The sequence below is a fragment of the Psychrobacter sp. YP14 genome (assembly GCF_003209315.1).
In the GTDB taxonomy this organism is placed as follows: domain Bacteria; phylum Pseudomonadota; class Gammaproteobacteria; order Pseudomonadales; family Moraxellaceae; genus Psychrobacter; species Psychrobacter raelei.
The window spans coordinates 2,351,249-2,365,126 of the sequence record NZ_CP029789.1; the positions used below are offsets into that span (position 1 = coordinate 2,351,249).

Annotated in this window: 13 protein-coding genes and 3 tRNA genes; 1 reads left to right on the plus strand and 15 read right to left on the minus strand. The window is 45.3% G+C overall.

Annotation, left to right across the window (positions count from 1 at the left end):
• Positions 1 to 202: 202 nt before the first annotated feature.
• Positions 203 to 526, plus strand: a complete 324-nt coding sequence (gene fdxA, locus DLE54_RS09580; protein WP_011961232.1) for a ferredoxin FdxA — start codon at positions 203 to 205, stop codon at positions 524 to 526.
• A 122-nt stretch (positions 527 to 648) separates the two neighbouring features.
• On the opposite strand, the gene DLE54_RS12205 is transcribed toward fdxA, so the two are convergent.
• The 15 genes from DLE54_RS12205 to DLE54_RS09655 form a co-directional block, all read right to left on the minus strand.
• On the minus strand, positions 649 to 1,041 hold the full coding sequence (locus tag DLE54_RS12205) for a type IV pilin protein (RefSeq protein WP_011961233.1): 393 nt from the start codon (positions 1,039 to 1,041) through the stop codon (positions 649 to 651).
• Between the two features lie 144 nt (positions 1,042 to 1,185).
• Complete coding sequence (locus tag DLE54_RS09590; RefSeq protein WP_110817006.1) at positions 1,186 to 1,758, minus strand: type IV pilin protein; 573 nt, start codon at positions 1,756 to 1,758, stop codon at positions 1,186 to 1,188.
• Positions 1,751 to 2,644, minus strand: a complete 894-nt coding sequence (locus DLE54_RS09595) for a hypothetical protein (protein ID WP_110817007.1) — start codon at positions 2,642 to 2,644, stop codon at positions 1,751 to 1,753. The genes DLE54_RS09590 and DLE54_RS09595 overlap by 8 nt, the downstream gene beginning before the upstream one ends.
• Positions 2,641 to 3,654, minus strand: coding sequence for a PilW family protein (locus DLE54_RS09600; RefSeq protein ID WP_110817008.1), 1,014 nt, complete (start codon positions 3,652 to 3,654; stop codon positions 2,641 to 2,643). Before DLE54_RS09600 ends, DLE54_RS09595 begins: the two co-directional genes overlap by 4 nt.
• Positions 3,655 to 3,657: 3 nt before the next feature.
• Positions 3,658 to 4,200, minus strand: coding sequence for a prepilin-type N-terminal cleavage/methylation domain-containing protein (locus tag DLE54_RS09605; protein ID WP_110817009.1), 543 nt, complete (start codon positions 4,198 to 4,200; stop codon positions 3,658 to 3,660).
• Between the two features lie 34 nt (positions 4,201 to 4,234).
• Positions 4,235 to 4,756, minus strand: a complete 522-nt coding sequence (locus DLE54_RS09610) for a type IV pilin protein (protein ID WP_110817010.1) — start codon at positions 4,754 to 4,756, stop codon at positions 4,235 to 4,237.
• 181 nt (positions 4,757 to 4,937) lie between these two features.
• Entirely contained in the window at positions 4,938 to 5,546 is a 609-nt protein-coding gene (locus tag DLE54_RS09615; protein ID WP_227535202.1) for a ComF family protein, read from the minus strand.
• A 145-nt stretch (positions 5,547 to 5,691) separates the two neighbouring features.
• Positions 5,692 to 6,993, minus strand: coding sequence for a phospholipase A (locus tag DLE54_RS09620; protein WP_011961240.1), 1,302 nt, complete (start codon positions 6,991 to 6,993; stop codon positions 5,692 to 5,694).
• A gap of 152 nt (positions 6,994 to 7,145) precedes the next feature.
• Complete coding sequence (locus DLE54_RS09625; protein ID WP_227535204.1) at positions 7,146 to 7,763, minus strand: DUF3465 domain-containing protein; 618 nt, start codon at positions 7,761 to 7,763, stop codon at positions 7,146 to 7,148.
• 199 nt (positions 7,764 to 7,962) lie between these two features.
• Positions 7,963 to 10,266, minus strand: coding sequence for a protein-disulfide reductase DsbD domain-containing protein (locus DLE54_RS09630; RefSeq protein ID WP_110817012.1), 2,304 nt, complete (start codon positions 10,264 to 10,266; stop codon positions 7,963 to 7,965).
• Between the two features lie 231 nt (positions 10,267 to 10,497).
• Complete coding sequence (locus tag DLE54_RS09635) at positions 10,498 to 11,532, minus strand: hypothetical protein (protein WP_011961243.1); 1,035 nt, start codon at positions 11,530 to 11,532, stop codon at positions 10,498 to 10,500.
• 248 nt (positions 11,533 to 11,780) lie between these two features.
• Positions 11,781 to 11,856 (minus strand) — tRNA-His (locus DLE54_RS09640).
• 56 nt (positions 11,857 to 11,912) lie between these two features.
• Positions 11,913 to 11,989, minus strand: a tRNA-Arg gene (locus tag DLE54_RS09645).
• Positions 11,990 to 12,067: 78 nt separating this feature from the next.
• Positions 12,068 to 12,144 (minus strand) — tRNA-Pro (locus DLE54_RS09650).
• A 157-nt stretch (positions 12,145 to 12,301) separates the two neighbouring features.
• Entirely contained in the window at positions 12,302 to 13,819 is a 1,518-nt protein-coding gene (locus DLE54_RS09655; RefSeq protein ID WP_110817013.1) for a 5-methylcytosine restriction system specificity protein McrC, read from the minus strand.
• Positions 13,820 to 13,878 lie beyond the last annotated feature (59 nt).

Here is a 13,878-nt window from a genome sequence, read left to right on the forward strand (position 1 = left end):
TTAAAAGGGTAAAATATACCCCTAAAATAAATCTTCTCTCTTACTCCCAACTTACTTATCTTTTATAAGCAGGTATAAGTGCGATTATTTAGCCCGATACTGGCTCAAGAAGACATCACAGCTACATGGCTGTGCTACTTGCCCCCAGTCCGCCAAAATAATTGCCGATGCTTGAAGATAACTTTTATAAAGGTAGCTCGCTATGACATTTGTTGTCACTGATAATTGCATTCGCTGCAAATACACCGATTGTGTTGAAGTCTGCCCTGTGGACTGCTTTTATGAAGGGCCTAACTTCTTGGTCATTCATCCTGATGAGTGTATTGACTGCGCTTTGTGTGAGCCTGAGTGTCCTGCTAATGCCATCTTCTCAGAAGATGAAGTGCCAAAGGGTCAAGAAGAGTTTATCGAACTAAATGCTGAGCTGGCTGAAGAGTGGCCTAACATCACTGAAATGAAAGGTCAGCTGCCTGACGCTGAGAAGTGGGATGGCGTTGAGGGCAAAATTCAGTACCTAGAGCGTTAGACCCTATCCCACCCTCAAGCTCTGAATTTTTTATTTTATCTGACTAAAAATTTAAAAAGCGGCCCTAGGTCGCTTTTTTTATTGACTATATTTTACGTTCAACTGTGTATTTTATCGTCTAATTATAGATTACTGGCTTCACATTGTACGCTCTTATCTAAATTACAGATAATATGGGTGTGATCAGAGCCTGGGTTTTTAATTTTTGATTGCACGCTTGGCATCACTGCCGGCGTTACACTCGTGCCATCGTTATAAACCATAGTCTCGCAAGCTGTTTTATCACTCGCTGTATTCAATATGCGGGTCGCTTTATCAGCATCAAACTCATTCGTAGGATCATTACGCTCTAAAAATATCTGATTACTAAACGCCTTGGTCTGTGACAAACAGGCAGCTTCAGAGGTCTTTTGGGCATAGCTTTGATAGCCAGGAATGGCAATTAAAGACAACACGCCGATGATGGCCACCACTATCATCAGCTCAATTAAAGTAAATCCTTGCTGTGAAGACATTGCACTTCCTTATCAGTTTTAATATAAAATAATAATTATAAATTAAGTAAAAATAAACAATAACACAAAAAACTCTATTGCTAAACTTAAGTCAATAAATTTTTTAAAGCGTGCACCCTACCCTGTCCCCGCGCTTTCTTAACCCTACCAAGTTAAGCGGCAGTCTGCCTGACCTTGGGAGGTTATAAGTGCCACAGTCTGCGCGCTGGAGTAACGGCAGCGCTGATGAAGACTGTCCAAGTAATAGCTGTCTAAATGGGCATTGGTAAGCTCAAAAAAGTTAGCGTGTACATTGGGCACAACCCACATCTGCCATCCTTGTCCATTGGCCTGAAGATCAGTTAAGACAAACTGCCCAGTGGCATCGCTTAAACGAATTTCATAATGATGTGTCTTCTCATTTGAACCCAAAGGCAGATACAGCCGCTCTGCTAAGTTACTGGCCAATAAAGGCTGATTTGAGGAGAGCTGTAATGAGGATTGTGACAAACTAAAGCCTGCATAAGTCAAATACTTACCCCGCCACTTGGCCAAGTCATGGGCCAGCTGTAGCGCTTGCTGCTGCGCCTGCCACTGCACTTTTTGATTGAGATATTGCTGATAGCTGGGTAACAGTATGGCGGTTAATAGTGTCATTAGCGCCACTACGATAAGCAGCTCTATCAAGGTATACCCTAAGGGTCTGTTGAGACTTGATTTAAGCTGACTGCTACTCATTATTCACAGGCGTTTGATAGATATAAAGATAGTCTTGTACCTGCACATCATGAGGTGTCTTGGTTCTACTCAAACAGGCCATTTGGCTTTCTTGTTGCTGTGAGCTATGGCTTGAGTCATCAGCGGTGATCACTACCATAGACTTAGCCAAACAGTCATCTATTTGCTTTAATTTTGCAGAACTAAACACAGGCATGACCGAGGTCACATACACTCGGATCAAAGTCTGCTGCGGCACTGTATTGTCAGTTACAGAGCCATGATTTTGCACCACAGGATTTGTATGATGAGCAGGTTTAGGACTGCCTAAGGCATCGAGCACAATGGCCATACCATCTACCGCCCCGCTTATCGTATTATCAGCAGATTCTGATACCGCTATAATAGGCCGAGTAAAAGACAATTGAGTGGCAATCAGTTGGCGATCACTGGTGTAATGATTCATTTGTCGATTGGCAATATTACAATAGCCTTGTGGATTTATGATGCCACCTTGCACCCCAACACGCTTGTGCCGTGCGCTGCCCTCTAACCAAGACTTGTAACGCGTCGGCTGATAACACACCACGTATTCAGCCCAGCTGTGCTGATTGGCCTTAATAAAAGGCTGCTTGATCAGATAGCCCATAGGACCTTGCGGCGACATTAATTGCGCCAGATTATCAGGCTGATCGACCATCGTCTTTAGGTGTGCTAACGGTACATCTGATGCTTGAAACAGCAATCGATTGACCTGAGCGGCTGTTATGACCTCTAACGATGTTTGAGAGTTTTTTAAGGCAATAACACTGGCGGTAGAGAGTAATACTACCAGCATCAGCACAATCACAAGTACTGACCCTTGCTGCTGGTCACTCTGTGCGAACACCGATACTGGGAAGGTCATAATGACTCACGACTGTTTCTGAGCGCCACCACACTGGTCAATGAGCGGCGTAAATAACTGGGATGCTGGTGTCGAATGGTATGCGGTTTGCCTTGTAAATAAAACACACTTTTGCCCGGCATCGACTTCGCCTGTGCGGTACTGGCCCGGCTAATGATTCCAAGTTGCACCGATACGATGGGGGCGTGATATAAATACTCAGAGTGAGCATCCAAGGGACTACTTTGGGTCAAGTACTGCTCAATGGACATATAAGATACGCCTTGCTTTAATCTTACGCCAAGCTGCACGCCAAAATAATCCACCCGATTCATCAGCACTACCCCATTATCACCAAAATCTTTAATGTATAACTGATGCGCCTTGGCAGGGCTATTTCGAATGGCCGTTGGTAATTGATAGCGCCCTGCATCGCAGGCCAGAACGATTGCCAAGTCTTTGGTTTCATTGGCGGCACGCTGTCTATCGAATCGGGTAAAAAAACGCTCAATAATCATATCGCCTGGATGCACTTTTTTGCCCTCGCAGTCAAAGCTTGGAAAAGCAGCTTGGTACTGTATGGTTAGTTGATCACTGTTGGTCGGCGCAACCAAGTTACTGGGTCCTAGGTTGCTACGACTAAATAACTGTTCATTGAGATTGACCACGCCGCGAAGATTGCCCCATTTTTCAGATCCTCCTACAGCATTCAACGGAGCATTATCATAGGAGCCGGTCAACACTATGCCGGTCCATGCAGATGCTTGATGCATGGTCGAATGAGACCCTAAATTGGCCTTTCTAATGGTTTTATGAATCGCAGGCAATTGAAAGACGGCATCATCTTGTAGCTCAGAGACTGCTAACTGTATACGCTGCACCGCCAGACTATGAGCGAACAACTCAAATGCGGCGCCACTTACCACAAGCCCTAAAGTCAGTGCCAGCATAAGCTCAATCAAGCTAACCCCTTGTTGAGCGGTGATAGAGTCGAGCCCTATATGCTTGGGGTTGGGCGGTTTTGATGGCATGGATTAATAGGCCTCCATATACAAGCAATCCGACCCTACTCGATAATTGCCCTGAAGATGTAAGCAGCCGTCTAAGACCTCGCTGCTGACATATTCAGCCTGTGTTCCATGCCATGCAGCGACTAAGCAGTAGTTTTCAGTGGTGGACAACCGGCCAGGACAACTGAGCATGGCAAGTGTCATACCTTGCTGTTTGGCTTGTAGGCGTAATACCGCCACATCGTTTTGTACCACTTGAGTCGCATTACAGCCCGCTCTTACAGTGCAGCTGGTCATAGCTGGAATAGTGGCTGCATCAAACTGTAATTGATACGCCCTTAGTGCCACCCACCCCATATTAGTCCGAATACGCTCTGCAGCTTCCGTTAATATAACCAAAGCTTGTGTCCGCATCACCGCATCATCTACCGCTGCCAAAGATTGTGCCTGCAAACCAACATAACCGAGCGCTGCCACACTAAATAAAACTAGAGCCACTAACACTTCAATGAAAGCCATACCTTGTTGACTAGATACGGGTATATGCGTTGGTGGCCCACTTTGCATCGCTGTCTCTTCCTAAATCAGATGACGGAACGTCTTAAGGTATGGCTTGAACCCTACTACAGCTTTGCTGATGACACTGCTGACCCAAATAATTAAGGCTCAGTACACCATCTGACGCCATCTTGCCAGCTGCAGTTGGGGTGGCTATCAGCTGCCAGTGAGCAGAGGTGAGATACCCCTCATTGTCTAAGGGGGTGAGCGAAATTATATAAAGCGCTTGAGAGTTTTGTCTGTTACCGCTGTTGGGCTGCTGATGGGTATAGGGAAACTTCACCAGCAAAGCCTTGGATGCAGTACTGTTTTTATGATCAGGAGCATGGGTGCCCGCACTTTGTAACAGCAGTGCCATATGCACTTTTCGGTAATCCCCTTGAACCAGCTTGTGGTGCTGTAATTGCACCGCCAAACGCTGCAACTCTGACATCATCTTTAGGCGATTGGCTTTGATGTGGTGCTGCTGATAGGTGGGATAAACGGCAGTGGTCAATATTCCAATCAGGGTCATGACTATTAAAATGTCGATTAGCCCATAGCCTTGGATGCCATTGCTATGCATGCAACCTTCCACTTAACTTAAGTGTTAACTTAAATAAATACGCTAGAGCACTTGCTGCATCCAATTTTTAAACTCTATAATAAAAAAGTTAAATTTAACTTAACATCTTATAGTGACTATTAATAGATTTAATTGCACTTATTACCTAATTGAGCGAATTTTAGATTAAGATAACGATGCCCTAATGACCATGGCTGAGTGCATAAGCCATGATATGTGTCTCAGGGCAGGCCTGTTTGATAGTTACAGCTAAAGCAGTTAACGTCGCTGCGGTGGTGACCACGTCATCAAATAAAATAACGCGCCGAGTCGGTACCGCTTGAGTCACTTCAAAGGCATTAAGGATGTTTTGTTGACGCGATTGTCTATCAAGCCCTTGCTGACTACCGGCCTTATCAATACGGTGTATGCCCTGCCAAAGCGGAATTTTCCAGTGCCGTGATAAGTAATAAGCCAACACAGATAACGGACTAAACCCTCGGGTGGCCAAGCGATGCTTTGTGGTAGGTGTGGCAACAATCACACTGTTTGTACTGTGGCAGCCTTGTGGTCTTGGTAACTGACGAATAGCATGCACTAATATCGGCAGTGCGCTTAGCTGCTGCTTGTACTTAAATGCAATGAGTGCTGAGCGTAGGTAGCCCACGTGTGCAGCGGCAGGTTGAATAACGAAATGGTGGTTGGCGCCTAATTGCGTGACCGGTAGCTGCTGATGCAGCGCATCTGGCAACCAGCTGACATCATCATGGCACCACTGACAAAGCAAAGATGAAAAAAAAGAACGCCTCATAGGAAGGCGCTCTTTGGTTATTGCTCTACAATGGATATGGCACACACAGCAGGTTTGTTGAAAGTACTGTACCCGCCACATACCCAGTTGGTAGTAAGCGGGAATCATACGCGTGGGGCTTTGCCAAGTGAAGTGCAAGAAAGACTTACAGCCCTTTCCAATCGTTTAATGATAAACCCACACCCACAGCGGTTGTCTCATCATTATAGTCAATAATAGACTCACCATAACCGTGGAATACTTGGATAAAGGCGCGTACATCACGGGTAATCGGGTGAGTATAATCTAATTGAATCGCCCCTTTTTGTGTATCGAAGTTATAACGACCTGTTGCGGCTAATGTTTCACCTTTACCAAAGTCATAAAGGGTTTGGATTTCCCCATTACCATAGTAATCGGTAATGTCTGGGTTATCACCTCGTTTTCCCCCTGATTTTTTCTCTTTAATATGCGTCCAGACTTTCGGTATCACGCTAAGCTTACCCCACTCAGCACCCCCCATTAAATACAGACGATTCCATGAGCGCGATAATGGATCAGATTGTCCGTTTGAGTGGTGAATGGCACCGGCGCCTATCATACGCAAACGACCGTTAAACGGCAGATCGGCTTTTACTGGCTGAGTGATGAATATCTCAGGCATATAGTCGGTGGCTCTAAAAGGACGCGAGTTATCTTCATTATAGACTTGCCAATGCATTTGCTGGGTATAGCCAAACCACACATCTGCATTGGTATCAAAGACATCTTCAGCCACTTTTGTCTTTAAAGAAATTTGAGCTTTTAGCTCTAAAGGATCGTATTGATCGCCATAATCTTTGGCCGTTGGCTCAGGCTGAGTCGGTGATTTCGGATTACGGTTAGGATCATAATGAGCGTATAACGGCATTAAGTAAATGGGGTTATGGGGTCTTACTGTCCACGTACCATTTTCGCTATTTTTATCCAAATCATAAGCCAAGCTTAGGGTGGTATAGGGTGAAAAATCATCCACCGTTAACCCAGCTTTGGCCAACTTAAGGTTGCCAGAGGCAGTAGGCGCACCGACATCTATAATATCGCCCTCTGCCTCTTCAGCGAACTCACGCTTATCATTCTCATCAGCGAAGACGGCAGTGGGACGCAAGTCACTAAAAGTGGCCTTAACAGACTGCGCTAAATCAAGCGGTTTTTTCTCACGGCCTACAGTAATCGGATCCCCTGTGGTCACTTTGTCATAACAGGCCAAACGAGCGGCTGCTAATTTTAAATCTGAACACTTCAAAAAATCATCCACAGTCACCTGCTGATCCGCAGTTGACATAGACATAGAGGAGTCACTTTCAGCATGCGCAGCAGTCATAGCCAGCATTGGAGTACAGCAGGCTGCTGTAATAGAAAGCGCTAAAACTTTAAGAGTAGACGAAGGCTCTGCAAAGAGCTGGGTCGAAGGCCGCGAAGTTGTCATGCCTGTTCCTAATGAATATGGTAAAAATGCCATTATACTATTAAAAAAAAATCTAAACCAACTATATTATAAACAATACATTGCTACACAATAAAGACAGATTAATTAGGTAAGCAAAAAAATAAACCTGCTACATTTGGCAGGTTTAGAGGTTATTCGAAGCGATGATCGTTGTGTTCAATCCATCCATTTTGATGATTGGCAGCGGGATCAGCATGCGTCCAATGTACCACGCCCCCTTTCGGGTTATATTCGTATTGCCCATAAAAAAGTACATCATCGCCTACATTTAGCTTCCCAAGCTTAGGTGCTAAGTCAATATTATGCGCAATAAGTATGGTGTGTTGGGCATCCACCCCATCTAGCTGTACGATAAAGCGTTGATGACGACTGCCGTCATTGTCATCAGGCAAGATGGCTGTGACTTGACCACAACCTTTAACCTGTACTGAAGATTGCTGCGCATTAAACGCGTTGATAATCGAGCTATTGCGACACGACAAAGGCATAGCTAAATTATTGCCTGAGGCATTTGCACTATCCAGACTCTTAGAATCCAACTCTATCTCAATAGGGCTAATACTCACTATGCTGTCTTGCGTACCCAGCACTTCACCAGATTCAGGCTCACAGCCACTGAGCATAACTAAACCCAAAGCAAAGATTAGTAAGGCCGCAGGAAGCTTATGCTCTGAGTCAGAGGATGGGCGCGTGAGGCGCAATTTGCCACTACTTGCTAGCAAGCGGCGATGCTGTAAATAATTTTTCACACACTCTACCTACCTATGTTTTGATAAGTAATATAGTGTAATGTTATGTATTTATCAAGTAATAAACCAGCATAGGTATAGACAAAAATAATTACAATTTGCGACTTATTGATTCCCTAAAAAAACAAGGCGCCTTAACAATAAGGCGCCTATTACTGATTAGTATCTCTTATTAATGACAGTCTGTCGACGTTAACGCTTAAAGCTTAGCCAAAGTCTGCTCAAATTCATCACGCTCTATGGTGCCCACCTGCTGAACTTGCAATTTACCATCCACAAAATATAGCAGTGCTGGCGGACCAAACAACTTAAGCTCCGATAAGATACGAGCAGACTCCGCATTACTCTCAGTCACATCCAGTCGTACCAATTGCCACTGTTGCATGGCAGCTGGACGGTTGGTAAAGAGAGTCTTGTCCATAATGCGGCATTCGATACACCACTCTGCAGTGACATCTACCAAGACCTTAGGATTATTTTGTACCAAAGGAATTAATGCATCTAAGCTATTAATATGCACATCTTTAATACTTTGTGCGGCGGCTGGTACCCCATACCCACCATCTGCAGCGGCGCTCTGTGTCTGCACTGTCGCCATGACTGGCATAGGCGTCTTTTGTGATAACACTTTTAGCGGCTGCCAAGCATCGTTACTGCCGGCGGCGGCACCCACCAAAGTTGCACCTGCCCATAATCCAAATAATAGGGCAAGTGGCTTGGTCAATAGCTCACCGCGGCCATGCCAGCTCCAAGCCCAGGCTGCCACCACCATAAACCATAACGCCCACAGCAGCAGCATGCCAGGATGGATAATCACCCGCTCAACCAACAACAAAGCCACTGCAAATAGCAATAAAGCAAAACCTTGCTTAACCCAGTTCATCCACTCACCCGCTTTGGGCATTAAGTTGCCTTGGCTGATGCCCAGCAGCATTAATGGTGCCGACAAACCAAAGCCCAGCATAAATAAAGCAGCAAAGCCCAGTAGTGGATTGCCGATAGTAGAGACCGCGAGCAATGCGCCAAATAAGGGCGCTGATACACAAGGCGATACCACCAAGGCAGACAGCAGGCCTGCAATAAAGCTGCCTGTGCTACTGCCCAGATACTTATCTCCGGACTGACTCAATGCTTGGGTTTTTTGACGTAACACGCTGGGTAGGCTAAAGCTTATGACATCAAGCATATACAAGGCAAGTAGTACAAATACTGCGGCAAAACCCAATAAGATTACCGGATTTTGTAACCAGCCGATAATGCCCAGCTGTTGACCAAATATGGCAATGATTGCACCCAAAATCCCATAAGCAACCGCCACACCTAAAGCGTAACTGCCACTCATCATAAGCCCTTTTTTAGCAGTGGGCTTGTGCTGACGGGCAACAATATTACTGACAATGGGCAGCATCGGCAGTACACAAGGGGTGAATGCCAGACCTAAGCCTGCCAAAAATAGTAAACCCAGCGCCAGCCATGGATGCTCGCTAAGACCAAAAGGATCTTGATCTACCACCCCATCGCCGACCAATGCGGCACTCACATTAGTTGTATTTACATCGGCATCTGCACTACCTTCAGCACTGGCAGCGGCTGAATAAGTCAGGCTCTCATCTTCAGCTACAGCCTTATCCGTAGCAGGGTCAACCAAATCGGTATTCATCACGCTGCCATCTTTTAGCTCACTGGAATCTGACTGGCTGCCCGCCAACTGATCTGGCGGCGTGGCTTCAGCTTGGACTTGATTATTTGGCGCGCTAGATTCAGCCACTGCTGCAGAGGTAGCGGCGGCCGCTTGAGCCACTTGAGGTGTGATTTGCGCTTTGGTGGTAGCCGGCACCTTACTACTCTGTGCAGGCTCGATGGCTGCTTTGTCAACCTTAGGAGCCGCTTTGGCAGCGACAGTCGGCGGCAGATTTATGCTTAATATTTCTTTTTGCGGAGGATAGCAAAGACCGGCATCAGCACAGCCTTGCCAAGTAACTATGACATCGTCATTGATAGCCGCAGCAGTCGTATTGGTCAACGTCGCCGTCGCCGTCACTTGAGGCTGCTTAAACACCTGAACCTTACCAAAAGTGGGGTCATCTATGCTTTGCGGGACGTGCGAAAACTTTATGGCACTGGCGCTCACCCCTTCAGGTAACTTTAAGCCGAGCTTGTCTTTATAAAGATAGTGCTTGGGTGTGATGTTCAGGGCAATGGTAATTTTATTGCCGCTTTGACTGGGCTTTACCGAAAATGCTTGCTCCACTTTCAAGAATTTTTGCTGACCAGACTCCACTTCAGCACTGCCAAATAAGTCCCCCAAGCTTGCCGCCTGCGCAGGCAAGGCAGCCGTCAGGGTTAATCCAGCCAGACTTAACCCAAAAGCTAATGAGGCGGTTTTGATTTTTTGACCTATTGGCTTGGCGGGTTTTATACCTGCTAAATACCCAGGCTCTGCGTCTGAGCTTTTAAGTTTTAAGCATTGTGCTTGCATCTTTGTTGCCACTTGATCTGCCATAAAAGCCTTATTTATTTCTACTGAGTTTTTTATCACTATCACTTAACGCTTAAAGCGGCCTGTTGCTATATCTAGGCCCTTAAATGATAAGTCATGACAGTCTATTTGCTTGGAGTTCAATATCTAGGCACAAACCCTAATTTATTGTAAAGATAACTTGCGACTGTAGACCATTTAACTTACTACACAATATAAATTTGTATAACAAATATTACGAGCGTGCTGCCCACCTTAGTCCTTTTTACCAAAGCTACCCGGAAAGTCTTTGAGTATTACCCTATCTGGCATTTCAGGCATGATGCCACGGCTTAATAATAGATCTAAGTGATCAATTTGCTGTTTTTTGTCAAACTCATTGACCTCAGCTATCAGCATTTTTTCGATATATTTATCTAGCTGATAGCAGCTCAAGCGGGCACACAATACGGCCAACTGATAAATACGGCGCTTACAGTGCACATCAATGCTGTGTAATAAGCGTACCAATTTGGCAGTATCCAGCGAGGCATAGTCATAGTCTGCTACCGTGTCACTTGGTAAAGGCGTAACCCCGTAAGCAATGGATAAATGTGCCAGGTAATAACAGCAAAATAGATAACCTAAAACATGACCAATAAAATAGGCTCGATCATAAGTATAGCTCATGACCCCAAAGTGACTGAGTACGTAGCTATTTAGGCTGCCTTGATCAGCAACGCTATCGTTATCTCTTAATCTACCCACTGTTGGCAGCTTTAAATGGTTTTTATTGACTGACGTCAGCTGCCAACCTACAGGATTCTGGGCGGGCATGGAATAAACAATATCAGCTATCAAGTCATCAACAATGTGCAGCTGCTGCCACATCATATCGGTCTTATCCAAATCAATTAAACCACGCTGATCTAACGCACGCGCCATTTGAAACTGCTGATATTCAATGAATTGCGGCTTTAGGGCTTGTACCATATAAGTGGGACGTAGTTCAGGCTTAACGGTATAAAAAAACTCAGTACGCTTAAGCTGTTGTTGATACAGCTCAACACGCAGCTGAGCTACTTTTTCAAGCTCTTTGGGCTGTATGGCGTTATTGATAGGTAAAGCGTCTACCTGATATAACGCCAAAAGCTCTGCCTTACTGGCAGGGGGCTTTATTACCGCATCAGCGACACCAAGCTGCTCGTCATCGGCAATAACGGGCGCTTGTTTGGCTTCTTGTTTTGACTCATTATTGGCTTCAGCGCCTGATGCTTTTTGCACCGTAATCGTAACTGAAGATTGGGGCATAATTTTATCTCAAATGCTTGATAGATGGGGTTATCATAGCACTATTGCCAAATTGCAGCATCCTTGTTTAGCGAAATGCAAACAAAGCGAATGAACTAAAATTGGGGGATACAAACACAAAAAAACCAATCAAGACGTAGGTCAGATTAGTGAGTTTTTAATACGATTGAAGTGTTTATAACAGAATATAACGAGGGATTTTTTAACTAAAATAGAATCATGCACAGATGAGAGAAGATAAGAAATAATGGGGCGACTGATGGGACTCGAACCCACGACAACCGAGATCACAACCCGGGGCTCTACCAACTGAGCTACAGCCGCCATAATCAACACAGAGTGTATTGAGAAGTGCAGTACTTAACTTCTACAGGCGTAAATGGTGCGCCTGGCAGGATTCGAACCTGCGACCACCTGCTTAGAAGGCAGATGCTCTATCCAACTGAGCTACAGGCGCTCATGGTGCTGACACTCTTACAAAAAAGACTGTCTTATTTAAAGCATAAAAAAAAGCCTGTAAGGCTCTATTAAAAAGTGGTCGGAGTGATAGGATTCGAACCTACGACCCTCTGGTCCCAAACCAGATGCGCTACCAAACTGCGCCACACTCCGATATCTTACTTTTTTATTTACGATTTTGATAATCATCATTGACTGTTAATCAACTCTGTCATCGCTATCGAGGTGCATATAATAGGATGAAACCTTAATTCTGTCAACACTTTTTTTCAATTTATTTTCAAAAAGTGTCATTCCTATTATAAAGCGATCAAATCAGTATCACACCTTGCTGAACATCAAACGGTATCACGCTCATTTGCGTGCTATTTAATGCCGGTTTAGCATCGTCCTGATTAGGGTGCCTATTCTCGTTCAAATTACTTAAAACGTCAAGCCTTTGGTTAAAATTTTTATTTTTGGGATAAATAAGCCAAGCTTGCGGCCTATTTAGATAGTGCTGATACACATAAAGCTGCTGCCAATCACTGCCACTCACCTGCTGTACTGTGCTCAAAGCTTTATATTTTATATCAATAACATGGGTTATCTTAGCACGGCTGTCATAAATACAGGCATCAGGCTGCAACCTTTGAACCAGATGATAAGCCGCTGTAGGTTTTCCACAGACGAAGGCTAAGTGGTTTGAATCCTCTAAGTGGGCATACAACCACTCAAAACTTGGCTGCACAATCAGCCGGCTTCCAGGCAAGGTTTGCTGTACCCAAACAGAGAGCTTACCGAGTACCCAGCGCTCAAATGCAAATTGCATATTGATCATTAAAGCAGCGGTTGGCAATAAGCTAGTGCTATTGCGAGCACTTGGGTCAGGCGGCTGACTTTGTAAGCTATGAGACAACAGCCACCACGCCCAATCAAGCGCCTGTGTTAACAGCTGAGCCTGTCTTGTACCAAGCGTGGCACGCCATGTTAATGCTTCAGACTGCAGCGCTTTATAAGTCGGCAGCCATTGATCGGCAGCAAGTGCTTTTAGCTGCTGCAAAGCTATTGGTGTGGCAGAGTGTGGGCTATGATTTAGATGCTGCTGCCTATGACTGTGGGCACTGACTGCATAATTGCTGTCTACTTGAGACGGATGCAGGAGATAACGCAGCTGCTGCCAAGCCGTGAATAAGAATTGTGCCAAGCGTTTGTCAGTATCAAAAACAGTCTGCTCACTGTACAAATAATGCGGCCGATGCCAGTTGTTTTTTAACTGGGCAGACATCTTTATTTTGCCTTGGGCCTTGGGCTGATTTTGGCTTTTGCTCTGATAGCGACTGGGCAGAATATCCGCCCCTTGCCTTAGCTGCATTTCAGCTTTTTTTAATACACCTTCATACCAAGGTCTATTGCCCTTAAAATGGCTGTTTTGATTTGATGACGAGCCTGCCCCTATAATGAGAGGCGGTGACGGCAAAAAGGCCGCTTGGTACCGCTGATTAACCACGCCCATACTCAATGCAGATAGAGGTTTAGCTAAGCCATCACTAGCCAAATCTGCGAGCATCTGTGCCACCCAGGCACGTGCTTCAGCCAACGCTTGTGACGTCGCCTGATCTTGTGTCTGACTCAGCGCGGTGACTTTGGGCAAAATCTCCAGACAAGCACCGCTGGGCAAGACTAGTTGTGCCAGATAATGACCCACAACCAGACTCATTTCGCCTCGGCTAACTTCAATACGAAAGCAAGGCAACGCTTGCTCAATAAGATATCTAAAGTCACCGGGAGATTCAAAATCCGCTATCGTCAGCCTTTGATGCTCCAAGCAGCTTATCACTGCTTTCACTCGACTATTCACCCTACTCAACCCTATTCACCCTAGGCCGGTTAGCAGAAGACTGCTTG

Bases quoted from the DNA above. Each gene is read 5' to 3' on its own strand.
- fdxA (WP_011961232.1), top strand. From the start codon at position 203: ATGACATTTGTTGTCACTGATAATTGCATTCGCTGCAAATACACCGAT.
- DLE54_RS12205 (WP_011961233.1), bottom strand. From the start codon at position 1,041: ATGTCTTCACAGCAAGGATTTACTTTAATTGAGCTGATGATAGTGGTG.
- DLE54_RS09590 (WP_110817006.1), bottom strand. From the start codon at position 1,758: ATGAGTAGCAGTCAGCTTAAATCAAGTCTCAACAGACCCTTAGGGTAT.
- DLE54_RS09595 (WP_110817007.1), bottom strand. From the start codon at position 2,644: ATGACCTTCCCAGTATCGGTGTTCGCACAGAGTGACCAGCAGCAAGGG.
- DLE54_RS09600 (WP_110817008.1), bottom strand. From the start codon at position 3,654: ATGCCATCAAAACCGCCCAACCCCAAGCATATAGGGCTCGACTCTATC.
- DLE54_RS09605 (WP_110817009.1), bottom strand. From the start codon at position 4,200: ATGCAAAGTGGGCCACCAACGCATATACCCGTATCTAGTCAACAAGGT.
- DLE54_RS09610 (WP_110817010.1), bottom strand. From the start codon at position 4,756: ATGCATAGCAATGGCATCCAAGGCTATGGGCTAATCGACATTTTAATA.
- DLE54_RS09615 (WP_227535202.1), bottom strand. From the start codon at position 5,546: ATGAGGCGTTCTTTTTTTTCATCTTTGCTTTGTCAGTGGTGCCATGAT.
- DLE54_RS09620 (WP_011961240.1), bottom strand. From the start codon at position 6,993: ATGACAACTTCGCGGCCTTCGACCCAGCTCTTTGCAGAGCCTTCGTCT.
- DLE54_RS09630 (WP_110817012.1), bottom strand. From the start codon at position 10,266: ATGGCAGATCAAGTGGCAACAAAGATGCAAGCACAATGCTTAAAACTT.
- DLE54_RS09635 (WP_011961243.1), bottom strand. From the start codon at position 11,532: ATGCCCCAATCTTCAGTTACGATTACGGTGCAAAAAGCATCAGGCGCT.